The organism is Pararhodobacter aggregans (genome assembly GCF_003075525.1).
GTDB lineage: Bacteria > Pseudomonadota > Alphaproteobacteria > Rhodobacterales > Rhodobacteraceae > Pararhodobacter > Pararhodobacter aggregans.
In genome coordinates this window covers 125563-139716 of record NZ_QDDR01000004.1, presented here as the reverse complement: position 1 = coordinate 139716, position 14154 = coordinate 125563, and the positions used below count along the sequence as shown (strand labels likewise).

The 14154-nt window shown below is 68.1% G+C and carries 13 protein-coding genes; 6 read left to right on the top strand and 7 right to left on the bottom strand.

Features of this window, described 5'->3' with window-relative positions; translation table 11 throughout:
- The first annotated feature begins 15 nt into the window (after positions 1 to 15).
- Genes DDE23_RS09675 through DDE23_RS09660 form a run of 4 tightly spaced genes read left to right on the top strand, consistent with a single transcriptional unit; the run spans position 16 to position 4782 of the window.
- A complete protein-coding gene (locus DDE23_RS09675) occupies positions 16 to 1317 on the top strand; it encodes an aspartate aminotransferase family protein (protein WP_107751075.1) in 1302 nt (433 codons plus the stop codon).
- Positions 1314 to 2825 carry an amidohydrolase family protein gene (locus tag DDE23_RS09670; RefSeq protein ID WP_202863238.1) on the top strand — a complete coding sequence of 504 codons (1512 nt, stop codon included), beginning with the start codon at positions 1314 to 1316 and terminating at the stop codon, positions 2823 to 2825. The genes DDE23_RS09675 and DDE23_RS09670 overlap by 4 nt, the downstream gene beginning before the upstream one ends.
- Positions 2822 to 3739: a CobW family GTP-binding protein gene (locus DDE23_RS09665; RefSeq protein WP_107751073.1), complete on the top strand. Its 918-nt coding sequence runs from the start codon at positions 2822 to 2824 to the stop codon at positions 3737 to 3739. Before DDE23_RS09670 ends, DDE23_RS09665 begins: the two co-directional genes overlap by 4 nt.
- Entirely contained in the window at positions 3736 to 4782 is a 1047-nt protein-coding gene (locus DDE23_RS09660) for a phosphotriesterase family protein (protein WP_107751072.1), read from the top strand. Before DDE23_RS09665 ends, DDE23_RS09660 begins: the two co-directional genes overlap by 4 nt.
- Before the next feature lie 2 nt (positions 4783 to 4784).
- Here DDE23_RS09660 and DDE23_RS09655 read toward each other — a convergent pair whose 3' ends face one another.
- From DDE23_RS09655 to DDE23_RS09625, 7 genes are all read right to left on the bottom strand, one after another.
- Complete coding sequence (locus DDE23_RS09655) at positions 4785 to 6077, bottom strand: M20 metallopeptidase family protein (RefSeq protein ID WP_107751071.1); 1293 nt, start codon at positions 6075 to 6077, stop codon at positions 4785 to 4787.
- Between the two features lie 16 nt (positions 6078 to 6093).
- On the bottom strand, positions 6094 to 7386 hold the full coding sequence (locus DDE23_RS09650) for a TRAP transporter large permease (RefSeq protein ID WP_107751070.1): 1293 nt from the start codon (positions 7384 to 7386) through the stop codon (positions 6094 to 6096).
- A 54-nt stretch (positions 7387 to 7440) separates the two neighbouring features.
- Positions 7441 to 7905: a TRAP transporter small permease gene (locus DDE23_RS09645; protein WP_107751069.1), complete on the bottom strand. Its 465-nt coding sequence runs from the start codon at positions 7903 to 7905 to the stop codon at positions 7441 to 7443.
- Positions 7905 to 8912 (bottom strand): TRAP transporter substrate-binding protein, encoded by a 1008-nt coding sequence (locus DDE23_RS09640; RefSeq protein WP_107751068.1) that lies wholly within the window; start codon positions 8910 to 8912, stop codon positions 7905 to 7907. Before DDE23_RS09640 ends, DDE23_RS09645 begins: the two co-directional genes overlap by 1 nt.
- Positions 8913 to 8993: 81 nt before the next feature.
- Positions 8994 to 10364, bottom strand: coding sequence for an aminotransferase family protein (locus DDE23_RS09635; RefSeq protein WP_107751067.1), 1371 nt, complete (start codon positions 10362 to 10364; stop codon positions 8994 to 8996).
- Positions 10365 to 10557: 193 nt separating this feature from the next.
- Positions 10558 to 11286, bottom strand: coding sequence for a TetR/AcrR family transcriptional regulator C-terminal domain-containing protein (locus DDE23_RS09630; protein WP_107751066.1), 729 nt, complete (start codon positions 11284 to 11286; stop codon positions 10558 to 10560).
- Positions 11287 to 11454: 168 nt separating this feature from the next.
- Positions 11455 to 11913 (bottom strand): MarR family winged helix-turn-helix transcriptional regulator, encoded by a 459-nt coding sequence (locus DDE23_RS09625; protein WP_107751065.1) that lies wholly within the window; start codon positions 11911 to 11913, stop codon positions 11455 to 11457.
- 174 nt (positions 11914 to 12087) lie between these two features.
- Between DDE23_RS09625 and DDE23_RS09620 the strand changes: the two genes are divergently transcribed.
- Together DDE23_RS09620 and DDE23_RS09615 are read left to right on the top strand one after the other, a co-directional pair.
- Positions 12088 to 13143, top strand: coding sequence for an aromatic ring-hydroxylating dioxygenase subunit alpha (locus DDE23_RS09620; protein ID WP_107751064.1), 1056 nt, complete (start codon positions 12088 to 12090; stop codon positions 13141 to 13143).
- A gap of 16 nt (positions 13144 to 13159) precedes the next feature.
- Entirely contained in the window at positions 13160 to 14131 is a 972-nt protein-coding gene (locus tag DDE23_RS09615) for a PDR/VanB family oxidoreductase (RefSeq protein ID WP_157958000.1), read from the top strand.
- The last annotated feature ends 23 nt before the right edge of the window (positions 14132 to 14154 follow it).

Here is a 14154-nt window from a genome sequence, read left to right as displayed (position 1 = left end):
GTAAAGGATCGTCAGATGACACAGCCTCTTGTCTCCCCCAAGCCGACGAACCGGCTTGACCCGGCCCGCGTCGACGCCGCCTATGCCTCCGCCCGCGCCGCCTATGTCGCGCGCAACCCCGGCAGCGCCGCAGCGCTCCACCGCGCCCGGCAGGTGCTTCCCGGCGGCAACACCCGCTCGTCTCTCTGGTCCGACCCTTTCCCGCTTTGTATCGAAAGCGGCGCGGGATGCCGCATCCGGGACGTGGATGGCCACGATTATGTTGACCTTCTGGGCGAATTCACCGCGGGCATCTTCGGCCATTCCTCGCCGGTGCTGGCGCAGGCACTGGCTGAGGCCCATGCGCGCGGCATCAACCTGTCATCGCACACGCCCTACGAGGTGGCGCTGGCCGAACGCCTCTGCGCGCGCTTTCCCTCGATGGACCGGGTGCGCTTTGCCAATTCCGGCACCGAGGCCAATCTCATGGCCGTGACCGCCGCCCGGTGCGTGACCGGGCGCGACAAGGTCGTCGTCTTCACCGGCGGCTACCACGGCGGGTTCATGACCTTCGCGGGCGGTGGCTCGCCGGTCAACGTGCCCTTCGACTACGCCTGCCTGCCCTATAACGACATCGCCGCTGCCGAGGCCGAGTTCCAGGCCTGCGGCGCGCAGATCGCCTGCGTGCTGGTCGAGCCGATGCTGGGCGCGGGCGGCTGCATTCCGGGCGACCCGGCCTTTCTGCAGGCGCTGCGCGACCTGACGACCCGGCACGGCGCCTTCCTGATCTTCGACGAGGTGCAGACGGCGCGCATGGGCGTCGGCGGCGCACAGGGGCGGCTCGGCATCATTCCCGACATGACCACGGTCGGCAAATTCTTCGGCGGCGGTCTGGCCTTCGGCGCCTTCGGCGGCCGGGCCGGGATCATGGACCATTTCGATCCCTCGCGCCCCGGTGCCCTGCCCCATGCGGGCACCTTCAACAACAACAGCCTGACCATGGCGGCCGGGGTGGCGGCGATCGACACCTATCTGACGGCCGAGGCTCTGGACGCGCTCTACACCCGCGGCGAAACCCTGCGCGCCGCCCTGGCAGAGATCTTCGTCGCGCGCGGCCTGCCGTTCCGCATCAGCGGCATGGGGGCGATCATGAACATCCACCCCGACAGCGGGATGGGTCGCGAGGTGGATCAGAAGCTGCTCGCACTCCTGCATCTGACGATGCAGGAGCGGGGCTATTATTTCGCGGCGCGGGGCCTCATGGCGCTGTCCTTCCCGGTCGGGGAGGCCGAGCTGGCGGGCTTCATGGCGGCGCTGGAACAAGGCGTCGGATTGTGAGCGCCGCCGCCTTCGATTGCGTCATCCGCGGCGGGCGGGTCATCGACCCGGAAACCGGTCTTGACCGGATCACCGATGTCGGGCTGCGGGGCGGCCAGATCGCTGCCATCGGTGACGCCCTGGCCCCGGGGGAGGAGGAGATCGACGCAACCGGCCTGATCGTCGCCCCGGGTTTCGTCGACATCCACGCCCATGGCCAGTCGCTGGCTGCCGACCGGATGCAGGCCTTCGACGGCGTGACCACGGCGCTGGAACTGGAGGTCGGCGCGCTGCCGGTCGCTGGCTGGTACGCGGCTCAGGCCGACCGGCGGCGGCTGTGCAATTACGGCACCTCGGCCGCCTGGCTCTTTGCCCGGCAGGAGGCGATGATCGGCCTGCCGCCGGACGCCACCGTCTCGTCCATGATCGGCATGGGACAGGGCGCGAACGACCGCCGCTGGTCGGTCGATGCCGCCAGCGATGCCCAGGCCGAGCGGATCGTCGCCCGCCTGCGTGCTGCGATGGACGAGGGCGCCATCGGCATCGGCATTCCCAACGGCTACGCCCCCGGCGCGGGCATCAAGGAACTCACGCTGGTCTGCGATCTGGCGGCCGAGGCGGGCAGCGTGACCTTCACCCATATCGCCAATGCCTCGAACATCGACCCGGCGAGTTCGGTGGACAGCTATGTGCAGATCATCGGTCTGGCGGGCGCGACCGGCGCGCATATGCATGTCTGCCACCTGAATTCGACCTCGCTGCTCGATATCGAACGCGCGGTCCAGGTGCTGCAACGCGCTCAGGCCCAGGGCCTGCCGATCACGGTCGAGGCCTATCCCTATGGCACCGGCTCGACCGTGGTCAGCGCGGGTTTCCTGCAGCAGCCCGACTTCACCGGCCGCACCGGCTCGCCTTATGACCGGGTGGAATTGCTGCGCACGGGCGAGCGTTTTGCCGATGCCGAGGCGGTCCGCGAAGCGGCCGAGCGGGATTCGGGCGACATCATCCTGTGGCACTTCCTTGATACCGAGAATGACGCGGGCCATCAGCGGCTTCTCGACGTGTCGGTGCTCTATCCCGGCGGCGCCATCGCCTCGGACGCGCTGCCCTGGGTCATGCCGGACGGTTCGCTTTACGAGGGCGAGGCCTGGCCGCTGCCGGAAAAGGCCGTGTCGCATCCGCGCTCGTCGGGCACCTTCACCCGCTTCATCGGCGATTACGTGCGCGAGCGTGGCAAGATCGACCTGATGGAGGCGCTGGCCAAATGCACGCTGATCCCGACCCGCGTGATCGAGGGTGCCGCGCCCGCCATGCGGCGCAAGGGCCGCATACAGCCCGGCTGTGACGCTGATCTCGTGGTCTTCGACCTTGCCGGCCTGCGCGATCGGGCGACCTTCCGGGCGATGAACCGCCCCGCCGAGGGGATGCGCCACGTGATCGTCAACGGCACCGCGGTCATCCGGGACGGCGCGCTGATCGAGAGCGCCGCACCGGGGCGCGCGATCCTCGGCCGGGGTCTGCCGCAATGACCAACAGCGCGCCCGTCCCCGTCCTGGTCGTCACGGGCTTTCTGGGGGCGGGCAAGACCACTTTCATCAACCGCCTTCTCAGCAGCGGCGAGCGGCGCATCGCCGCCATCGTCAACGATTTCGGGGCGATCAACATTGATGTGGCGATGATCGAAGGGCAGGTCGATACGGTGATCGGCCTTGAAAACGGCTGTATCTGTTGCAGCCTGCAGGGCGATCTGCTGCGCGCACTGAAGCAGGTGCTGGAGCACGAGCCCGAGGCCATCGTCATCGAGGCCTCGGGCGTTTCGGACCCGCGCGGCATCGTGCAGACCCTGTCGGATCCGGTCCTCTGGGCGGATGTGCGGCTCGATTGCACGCTCTCCATCGTCGATGTCGAGGATCTGGCCGAGACACCGGCGCGCTTTGACGATCCGGTCTGGCGGGCGCAGCTAAGGGGATCCGACTTCGCGATCCTGGGCAAGGCGGGCGATGCCGACCTATCAGCGCTGATGCTGCGGCTCGGCGCGGAATTCCGGCTGCGCAGTTTCGACGCGCGCGACGCCCTGCCGGTGGATCTGCTGTTCTCCGGTCAGGGCAAAGCCCCGTCACCCGTCGAGGGCGCGCCGATCCAGGACGCCGCGCGCTTTGTCGCGCTGGAATGGGTCAGCGGGGGATCCCTGCCCTTCACCGGCTTCCAGCGGCTGATGGAGACGCTCGCCCCCGCGCTCTATCGGGCCAAGGGCTTCGTCTCGCTGGTGGAACGGCCGGGGGCGCCGGTGCTTTTCCAGATGGTGGGTCGCCGGGCGACCTTCGAGCCCGCGACCGGGCGGGACCCGGGTTGCCGGCTGGTCCTGATCGGCGACCGCGCCGCCTTCGACCCCGAGGCCGCCCGCGCCCGGCTTTCAGATCTCGTGGAAAGGCAAGAGGCATGACCGACCGCCGCGGCAAGGTGCAAAGCGTCACCGGCCTGATCGACCCCGCAACGCTGGGCGCGACCTTGATGCATGAGCATCTTTTCATCGACCTCAATCCGCCCGCCTTCCGGGGCGAGACCCTGCCCGAGGGCGTGACCGACGCGGCCGTCGACCTCTGCAACTGCTTCCGCGCCCGCTATGGCCAGGGGCATTTCACCGACAATTACCGCATCGACGATTTCGCCGTGGTCCGGGACGAAATCGAGGAGATGGCGCGGGCGGGCGGCGGCGCGGTGGTCGATCTGACCGTGGGCGGGCTGGGGCCGCGTCCCCTGCTGCTGCGCCGGATGGCCGAGGAAACCGGCGTGCCCATCGTCATGGGCGCCGGTCATTATGTCGAGCAATACCAGCTGGCCGAAACCGCCGGGATGAGCGTCGATCAGCTGATTGCCCAGATCACCGATCAGGTGCTGGTCGGCGCCTGGGGCACCGACGTCAAGGCGGGGATCATCGGCGAGATCGGCTGCCAGTCACCCTGGACCGAGCGCGAGAAGAAGGTGATGGAAGCCGCCATCGTCGCGCAGCAGGCCACCGGCGCCGCGCTCAATGTCCATCCCGGGCGCGATGCCGACCAGCCGCAGGAGGTCGCGGATTTCGTGGCGGCTCGGGGCGGCCGGATGGACCGCCTGATCCTCAGCCATATCGACCGGACGATCTTTGACGAGGACACGCTCTTTCGTCTGGCCGATACCGGCGCGGTGCTGGAATATGACCTCTTCGGCTGGGAGACGAGCTATTACTGGCCCAATCCCGACATCGACCTGCCCAATGACGCGACCCGGATCCGCTGGCTGCGAAAACTGGCGGACCGCGGGCATCTGGATCAGGTTCTTATCAGCCATGACGTCTGCACCAAGGGGCGGCTGGAACGCTTCGGCGGCCATGGCTTCCAGCACATATTTGCCAATGTCGTGCCGCTGATGCTGCGCCGGGGCTTCGACCAGGCCGAGGTCGACCGCATCCTGATCGACAATCCGGCCCGGCTGTTGACCTTGGTCTGAACTCAGCCCGGGTCGTTCTTCAGCGACGCCTCGGCGTAATCGAAGGTGACGTTGACCATCGCCCTGAGCGCGGTCTTCAGCCCCGCCTCGTTGACCCGGAAGGTCGGCTCGTGGTGGAAGCCCGACCGCGCGGCGTCGTCCTCGTCCAGACCCACGCCCACGGTGAAGAACATCAAGGGCGCGATGGCCGCGAAGTTCGACACATCGTCCAGAAAGCAGTTCTCGACCTCGACCACCGGCCTATCCACCGGGGCCGCACGGTCGAGCGAGGGCCGCATCCGCCGCACCAGCGCCGGATCGTTGCGCACCAGCGGCACGCGCATGTACCAATCGACCTCGGCCCGCCCGCCCGCCGCCTCGGCGATGCCGCGGCAGACGGCCTCGACCCGGCTTTCCAGATAGGCGCCGGTGGCGGGATCGGTGAAGCGCAGCGCGCCTTCCATCTCGGCGGTTTCGGGGATCACGTTGAACTTGGTGCCGCCCTTGAAGATGCCGATCGACAGGGTGACGTCATTCTCGTTGACGTTGACGTTCTTGGCCGGGATCGCCTGCAGGGCGGTCAGGATCTGCGCCCCGATCAGCAGCGGATCGACGGTGCGCCAGGGAAAGGCGCCGTGGCCGCCCCGCCCGTGGATCCTGATCCGCAGCAGGTTCATCGCATAGGTGCCGTCGCCCTCATGCACCCGTATCTCGCCCGCCGTGCCGGGGCGTTCGTCCTGCAGGACGTGGAAGCAGAAGAAGGCGTCGGGCGTCGGGTCGTCGAATTCGCCGTCCGCCACCAGCCGCGCGGCGCCCGACAGCCCCTGCCAATCCGGCGCCGGGCCTTCCTCGGCGGGCTGGAAGACCAGCATCACGCTGCCCCTCAGCGCGTCGCGCTCGGCGGCCAGGATCTCGGCCACCGCCATCTGCACCGCCGTATGCGCATCATGGCCGCAGGCATGCATGACCGGCACCGTCTCGCCACCCCAGACCCCGGTCTTGACCGAGGCGAAGTCGAGCCCCGTCGCCTCGCGGACAGGGAGCGCGTCCATATCCGCGCGGAGCGCCACGCAGGGGCCGGGCTGGCCGCCCTTCAGGATGCCGATCACCCCGGTGCTGCCGCCAAGATTGCGCCGCACCTCATCGAAACCCAGCCGTTCGAGGTGATCGGCGACGATGCCCGCGGTGCGGACTTCCTGATTGCCCAGTTCGGGATGGGCGTGGAAGTCCCGCCGCCAGGCGATCATCCGCGCGAAAATCTCGTCGGCGCGGCGGTCGAGGCGCTCGGTCAGGGTTTCGGGAAGGGAAGGCGACATGGCGGAACCTCGGGTGTCAGGAAACGAGCCAGAGAGAGAGGGCGGGGAACAGCACCAGCAGCAACAGGCGCAGCAGATCGACGCCGACGAAGGGCATGACGGCGCGGTAGATCCGCCCCAGCCCGATATGACGCGCCATCGAGTTGATGACGAAGACATTCATGCCGATGGGGGGCGTGTTCACGCCCAGCGTCACGGTCATCACGAAGATCACCCCGAACCAGATCGGATCGAACCCCAGCGAGACGATGACCGGAAAGACGATGGGCAGTGTGAGCAGCGTGATGGCGAGTTCGTCCATCACCGCGCCAAGGATCAGATAGCCCAGCAGGATCAGCGTCAGCACGCCGTAGGGGCCGACGGGTTGGTTGGCCAACCAGCCGATCAGCGCGGTGGTGGTGCCGGTCACGGTCAGGAAATAGCCGAAGGTCAGCGCGCCGATCACCAGCGTGAAGATCGCCGCACTCATCGCCAGCGCCTCGGCGAGGCAGGCGAGCGTCGTCCGCAGCCCCAGCCGCCCGCGCAGCACCCCGATCAGCCAGGCGCCGAAGGCACCGATCCCGGCGGCCTCGGTCACGGTGAAGATCCCGCCATAGATGCCGCCGATGATGAGCGCGAAGAGCAGCGCGATGGCCCAGACGCTGCGCAGCGCCCGCAGTTTCTGGCCCCAGCTGCTGCCCTCGGCCTCGGGCAGGCTGGCGGGCCGGACGAGGGTATAGAGCACGATGACCGAGGCATAGAGCGCGAGCCCCAGCAACCCCGGCAGGATCCCGGCCATGAACAGGTCGGCCACATCCTGCTGGGTGATGAAGCCGTAGAGCGCGAAGACGGCCGAGGGCGGGATCATGATGCCCAGCGTGCCGCCCGCGGCGATGACGCCCGCCGCCAGCCCGCTGTCGTAGCCGTTGCGCTCCATCTCCGGCAGGGCCACGCGGGTCATGGTCGCCGCCGTCGCCATAGATGAGCCGTTGACCGCGGCGAACCCGGCCGAGGCGACCAGCGCCGAATAGGCCATTCCGCCCCGGAAGCGCCCCAGCCAGGCCTGGCTGGCGCGGAACATCTCCAGGCTGAGGTCGCTGCGGGCGGCGAAGGTGCCCATCAGGATGAACATCGGAATGATGGAGAATTCATAGGCGGTCAGCGAATTGAAGGCGACCTGGCTCAGCATGCTGATCGCGGGGTCGATACCCACCACCAGCGAGAACCCGGCGACACCGGCAATCGCCATGGCCACGCCGACCGGCACCCGGATCAGCAGAAGCACCACCAGCAGGGCGAAGCCGGAAAGGGCGATCTCGGTCTGCGACATCATCGTTCCTTGAGAAAGCGAAGCGCCGCCCCCGGGTCGGGGCGGCGGAAGGCGTCAGGCAACCGGCCGCTTGCGCTGCGACCGGAGGCCCAGAAGGGCGGCGACACCCGCCAGCGCGATGCCCAGAGTCATCGCCGCGTGAAAGCCCCAGATCTGCAGGCCCAGCTCGGCCGTGGACAGGTTGCCCGCCATGTTGCGCGCCGCGCGCTGCGCCATGGCCAGCGTCAGGCCCAGCAGGAAGAGCGCGGTGATGAGACGCGCGACCGCGTCCATCATCCGCTTGCCGCGCGGTCCCATCAGGCCCCAGAGCCCGTCGATGGTGATGTGCTCGCGCCGGTGGGTAGCCACCGCGATACCCCAGGCCAGCGCCAGACCCTGCGCCATGCGCGTCAGGTCGAAACTGTCCATCAGCGCGCTGTTGAACCCGTAGCGCAGCACCACGTTGACGAAGGTAATCAGCGTGACCACCCCCAGCATGAGGCTGGCCGCGACCTCGACCGCGCGCAGGAAGCGGTCCATCACTGCGCCGCCGCGACCGCCGCGTCCAGCTCGGCGCGGATCGCCACGGGATCGAGCCCCGCTGCCGTCATCGCCGCCGCCCAGCGGTCATAGGAGGGCTGCGCGGCCTCGTGCCAGGCCGCCAGTTCCAAGGGGGTCAGGTCGTGGATCGTGTGGCCCATGTCGGCCAGCACCTGACGGCCGGCATCCTCGAATTCGACCCAGCTGGCGCCGACGTTGACCGCCCATTCCGCCGTGCAGACGCTGTCCAGTGCCGCCCGCATCTCGGGCGAGAGGCTCTCGTAGCGGGCCTTGTTGATGACGATGCCCGCGCCCACGAAATAGAGCGTGTCGGCGATGTGATAGGGCACGGCGTCCGAGATGCCGAAGAAGTCGATCGAGCCCCAGGGGAAGGTGATTGCATTGGCGATGCCGCGCTCGATGGCCTGGCGGGCCTCGGTCGCGGGCACCTGCACCGCGGACCCCCCCAGATCGGCGATGAAGCGTGCCATGGCGCCGCTGGCCGGGCGGACCTGCAGGCCCGCCACATCCGAGGGCAGCGCGATGGGCTGGGCCGAATGCAGCGCGCCCGGCGCGCCGACATGGGCGAGGCAGAAATGCACGTCCGGCATCTCTTGCGCGGCATAGGCGCTGTACCAATTGTGCACCGCGGTCGAGGCCGCGGCGCGGTCGACCTCCAGCGAATAGGGCAGGTCGATCAGGTCGGCGATGGGGAAGGCGCCGGGCGTGTAGCCGAAATTGACCCAGGCCACATCGACGATCCCGTCACGGGCCATGGCGTAGTGATCGGCGGGTGCGCCCATCTGGCCGGCGGGGAAGACCTGCAACGTCAGCTCGCCGCCCGAGGCCTCGGCCAGCGCCTCGCCCCAGGCGCGGACGTCGTTGTCGAAGTAATGGCCCGGCGGCAGGAAATGCGAGAAGCGCAGCGAGTCGGCCATCGCCGGGGCGGCGCAGGACAGGATCGCGCCCGCCGCGGCGAGGGACCGGAACGAAAGAGGCTTGGTCATGGGATCATCCCTTGTTGGTGGGTGTCGGTCAGGGGTGGCGCCCGTTGTCCGGGCGTCCTTTGGGTGGCACGCGGTGCTTGCTCAGCCGCGTGCCTCGGCCTCGAAGGTGCTCAGGACCTCGGTCAGGAGCGCCATCATCTCGTCGAGCTGCGGCTCGGTCAGGGTCAGCGGCGGCGTCATCATCAGCCATTCGCCATAGCGCCCGCCCGCGGTGCTGCGCGAATAGAGCAACAGCCCCTTTTCAAGCCCGATCTGCACGATGCGGGCGATGGTCTTCCGCGACGGCGGGAACGGGGTCTTGGTCGTCTTGTCGGCGACGATCTCGATGGCGCGCAGCAGGCCGAGGCCCCGCACGTCGCCGACAATGCCCGATTGCGCCGCGAGCGCCTGCAGCCGTTCGCCCAGAAGGGCGCCCATCCGCGCGGCATTGCCGATCAGGTCGTTCTCCATCACCTCGCGCAGCACCGCATCGCCGATGGCGCAGGAGAGGGGGTTGGCGCTGTAGGTGTGGCCATGCATGAAGCCACCGGCGTCAACCACCGTCTGCACCATCCCGCGCGAGGCCAGCACCATGCCGAGTGGCGTGTAGCCAGCAGCCACGCCCTTGGCCAGTGTCACCATATCCGGGCGCGCATCGGGCCAGTGTTCGGCCGCCAGAAACCGGCCGGTGCGTCCTGCGCCGCTCATCACCTCGTCGAAGATCAGAAGGACGCCATGGCGCGTGCAGATCTCGCGCACGGCAGTGTAATAATGATCCGGCGCCACCAGCGCGCCGGTGGCAAGCCCGCCCACGGGTTCCATGATGAAGGCCAGAACGCTGTCGGGCCCTTCCTCAAGGATCGCCGTCTCCAGCGCCTGCGCGCAGTCGCGGGCATGGGTGTCGGCGTCGATGTTGCCCGGCGTGCGATAGGTGAAGGGCGCCGGCACCCGGGGCATGATCCGCATCACCGGCTCGAAGACCGCATCCGTCTCGGGGTCGCCGGTGACGGCGGCCGCGCCCAGCGTCGCGCCATGATAGCCCGGGTTGCGGGCCAGCACCTTCCAGCGCCCGGCCTCGCCCTTCGCCACGGCGTATTGGCGGGCGAGCTTGATCGCGGCCTCGGTCGCCTCGGACCCGCCCGAGACGACGAAGACCCGCTCGAACCCCGGCCCGGCCAGCCCGGCCACGCGCTCGGCCAGGGCGATGTTCGCCTCGTTCTCGAAAAGCGCGCGCGAGGCGTAGCAGACCTTGCCCGCCTGTTCCGCCATCGCCGCCAGCACCGCCTTGTTGCCGTGCCCGATGTTGCTGACCACAGGGCCCGAGGTCGCGTCGAGATAGCGCTTGCCGGCGGTGTCCCACATGTAGATCCCCTCGGCATGCGAGATCATCGGCCGCCGCGTCGCATCGAGCGGTGCATAGAAGACCTGAATCGGGCCGCCGCGTTCGGAAAAGGGGCTCTCGGTGGCGGTCATGGCATGGTCCTTCTGTCTCTTGCGGCGGGGCGCGGCAGGCGCGCTGGAATCACCTCTCTTGTTCACCGTACAATGATCATTGTCCGCCGTACAAGAAATATTGTACGGCGGACAAGAAATCCCGGCCACGGCTCTCTGAGGAGCGGCGGCTTGAGGCGGACCGGGTGGGAAACCCGGTGCAAATCAGGGAATTTCAGCGCTCAGCGCGACGGAGGAGGGCTTCGAGCCCCGCAACGAAAGCGTCGACATAAAGCGCGAAGGCGCCGTCCATCGGCCGGGTTGCGCCGTTCTGCCAGCGCAGGATGAAGGACCGACCCATCATCGGCCCCGCCATCCGCGCGAGCATCGGATGGCGGGCGGCGTCGATCTTGGCGGGAAAGCCGGTCAGATAGCCCTGAAGGTCGTCGGCATCGGGCGGCTCCATGGCAAATTCCTGCGTGGTGAAGCCGACCATGGCACCGACAACCGCGTTATAGGCGTCGATCAGGCCCTCGTCCCGGAACCCCGCCTCGTGGAGCTTGGCCAGCAACCCCTCCAGCAGATCGACATCGACCGAGGCGTTCGAGACGAGGTTCACGCCGATCAGCGGGGCGGCGTTGGGGTGACGGGCGATCGCGGTCCGGTAGCGGGTGAAGAGCGCGCGCAGCCAGTCCTGCCACCCGAGATCGGCGGTGGGGACCACGTCGCGCAGGATGATCGTGACGATCTCGGCGATCAGGAAATGGCGGCTTGGCGTGTACCAGTAGATCGCTGTGGGATAGCAGCCGAGCGCCTTGGCGACGCTGCGGACCGAGAAGCCCTGCAATCCCTCCTCGTCGATCAGCCGCAGCGCGGTCTCCACGATCTGGGTCTTGGACAATTCGGGCGCGGCTTTCTGCCCCTTGTCGCGGCTCCGCGGGCCGGTCGCCGGAGATTTCGCCATGTCCAACGCCTTTCGCTGCCGTCGCTCGATCCGACCGGGGGCCGGGCCGCAGGCATCGGTAGCACCCCGCACCGCCCGGTCACAACCCGGCACGCGGTCGATAGCCCACCGGTTCAGGCGATTGGCCGGAGCGACAGGAACCCGCCTTCGCGACGAGAGGCGGCGGCCCTATGCCTCTGGGTCGCCCGCAGGGCCCGAAAAATGCTCGGATTTGCGGATGATCTTGTCCAGAAGCCGCATCAATTGCCCCTGTTCATCGGGCTCGAGCAGCGACATGAAATCGCCCTGGCTGGCCAGCACCAGCGGATGCACCTCGTCCAGCGCCAGGTGTCCGGCGGGCGTCAGCGAAATCACCTTGACCCGCCTGTCGGTCGGATGGCCCCCGCGCACGATCAGGCCGCGCTTTTCCAGCCGGTCCAGCACGCTGCCCAGCGTCGCCCGGTCAAAGCCGATCATCGCCGAGATCTGCGTCGCGTCATTCGCGCCCTCGTGGCGGATCGCCATCATCGCCGCGTATTGCACCGGGGTGATGCCCGTCGCCTGGCACCGTTCGGTAAAGCGCGCAACGATGATCTGGTTGACCCGCCGGATCCGGTGACCGGGAAGGTCATAGAGATTCGTGCTCACGCCTTTCTCCTCCAGGATGGCTGTCCGACGACCCGTCCCCGCTTACGGATTCCCTCGAATCCTGTCCAGCCATATCGCCAGTCGCCCGGCCGCCGCCACTTCCGTATCGAAAGCATATTGACCGTGTACATAATATATGTTCACGTTACACATATCGCAAAGGGAGGATTGCCGATGCTGAATACCCCGTTTCCGCAAGACGCCTGGTACGCCCTCGCCTGGCAGGAAGAGGCCGGGCGCAGGCTGTCGCATCGCAAGGTCTGCGGCCATGACATCGTTTTCTACCGCACCCGGGCGGGCAAGGTGGCGGCGCTGGCCGATGTCTGCTGGCACCGGCTGGTGCCCCTGTCGAAGGGTCAGCTCGACGGCGACACGGTGGTCTGCCCCTATCACGGGCTGAAATACGAACCCGGCGGGCGCTGCGTTCACATGCCCTCGCAGGACACGATCAACCCCTCGGCCAGCGTGCGCGCCTTCCCGGTCGAGGAACGCCACCGCCTTGTCTGGATCTGGCCCGGCGACCCCAAGCTGGCCGATCCGGCGCTGATCCCTGACATGGGCCGCCTCGACCATCCCGACTGGGCGGGCGACGGCACCCATATCCATGCGCAGTGCAATTTCCAGCTGGTGCTCGACAACCTGATGGACCTCACGCATGAAACCTTCGTCCATGCCGGTTCCATCGGCAACGAGGCGGTGGCGGAAGCGCCCTTCGACGTCTCGCACGGGGACCGCAAGGCGACGGTCACGCGCTGGATGATCGATTCCATCCCGGCGAACTTCTGGGCCGCGCAGCTGCCCGGCGTGCCGAAGGTCGACCGCTGGCAGATCATCCATTTCACCGCGCCCAGCACGATCCAGATCGACGTCGGCGTCGCCCCCACCGGCACCGGCGCGCCTGAAGGCGACCGCTCGCAGGGGCGCAACGCCTGGGTCATCAACACCATCACCCCCGAGACCGACAGCACCTGCCATTATTTCTGGGCCTTCGTGCGCAATTTCGACACGACGAACCAGAGCACGACCAATGCCCATCGCGACGGGGTGCGCCACGTGTTCCGCCAGGACGAGGAGATCCTCGCCCAGCAGCAGCGGGCGATGGAGGCTTACCCCGACAAGACCTTCTACAACCTCAACATCGATGCGGGCGCGATGTGGGCGCGGCGCATCAACCAGCAGATGCTCGACGAGGAAGACGCCCGGCGCCAGTCGCTGCGGGCCGTCGGCTGAGCGCACGGAGTTCCCTATGTCTGACCTCATTGAGGCGACAATCGTCGCCACTGCCCGGCCATGCCCGGATGTCGCCCAGATCGACCTTCTGCCGCATGGCGAGGGGATCGTTTTCGAGCCGGGCGGCCATATAGATGTGCATCTGCCGCTGGAGGGCGGTGTGCAGGTCCGCTCCTATTCGCATGTCGCGATCGGCCCCGACCGCAGCCTGCGCATCGCCGTCAAGTTGCTGCCCGACAGCCGCGGCGGCTCGCGCGCCATGGGGCGGCTGCGGCCGGGCGACCGGATCCGGATCTCGGCCGCGCGCAACGATTTCCCGCTGTCCTTCGCCGCGCCCCGGCACGCCTTCCTCGCAGGCGGGATCGGTATCACGCCGATCCTCGCCCAGGCCCGGGCGCTGAAGGCCGCAGGCCGCGGTTTCACGCTGCACTATTGCGTCCGCGACCGCGCCAGCGGGCCCTGGATCGCCGAGATGGAGGCCGAATTCGGCGCGTCCTTCACGCTGCATGACGACAGCGCGCAGGGTCTGCTGGACGCCCGCGCCTTCGTCGCCGCGCTCGACCCCGAGACCGAGCTCTACATGTGCGGCCCCTATCCGATGATGGCTGCCGTTAAGTCCGCCTGGGCCGCTGCGGGCCGCGCGCCCGCCCGGCTGCGCTATGAGAGTTTCGCCAATTCCGGCGCCAGCGAGTCTGTGCCCTTCAGCGTGCGCGTGGTCGAAACCGGCGCCGAGGTGACGGTGCGCCGCGACCAGTCGCTGCTCGACGCGCTGCTGATGGCGGGCCAGCCGGTGATGTACGACTGCCGCCGCGGCGAATGCGGCCTGTGCAAGGTCGAAATCGAGGAGATCGACGGCGACATCGACCACCGCGACGTGTTCCTGGGCGATCAGGGACGCAAGGGCGCCCTCTGCGCCTGCGTGTCCCGCCTCAGGGGCGGCACGGCGCAGATCCGCATCGATTCCATTTCACACGGCCCTTCGGTCTGACGACAAAGCGTCGCCCGCAGGGA

Coding starts and splice junctions, on each gene's coding strand:
- DDE23_RS09630 (WP_107751066.1), bottom strand. CDS start 11,286: ATGGCGAAATCTCCGGCGACCGGCCCGCGGAGCCGCGACAAGGGGCAG.
- DDE23_RS09645 (WP_107751069.1), bottom strand. CDS start 7,905: ATGGACCGCTTCCTGCGCGCGGTCGAGGTCGCGGCCAGCCTCATGCTG.
- DDE23_RS09675 (WP_107751075.1), top strand. CDS start 16: ATGACACAGCCTCTTGTCTCCCCCAAGCCGACGAACCGGCTTGACCCG.
- DDE23_RS09655 (WP_107751071.1), bottom strand. CDS start 6,077: ATGTCGCCTTCCCTTCCCGAAACCCTGACCGAGCGCCTCGACCGCCGC.
- DDE23_RS09665 (WP_107751073.1), top strand. CDS start 2,822: ATGACCAACAGCGCGCCCGTCCCCGTCCTGGTCGTCACGGGCTTTCTG.
- DDE23_RS09620 (WP_107751064.1), top strand. CDS start 12,088: ATGCTGAATACCCCGTTTCCGCAAGACGCCTGGTACGCCCTCGCCTGG.
- DDE23_RS09650 (WP_107751070.1), bottom strand. CDS start 7,386: ATGTCGCAGACCGAGATCGCCCTTTCCGGCTTCGCCCTGCTGGTGGTG.
- DDE23_RS09660 (WP_107751072.1), top strand. CDS start 3,736: ATGACCGACCGCCGCGGCAAGGTGCAAAGCGTCACCGGCCTGATCGAC.
- DDE23_RS09640 (WP_107751068.1), bottom strand. CDS start 8,912: ATGACCAAGCCTCTTTCGTTCCGGTCCCTCGCCGCGGCGGGCGCGATC.
- DDE23_RS09635 (WP_107751067.1), bottom strand. CDS start 10,364: ATGACCGCCACCGAGAGCCCCTTTTCCGAACGCGGCGGCCCGATTCAG.
- DDE23_RS09615 (WP_157958000.1), top strand. CDS start 13,160: ATGTCTGACCTCATTGAGGCGACAATCGTCGCCACTGCCCGGCCATGC.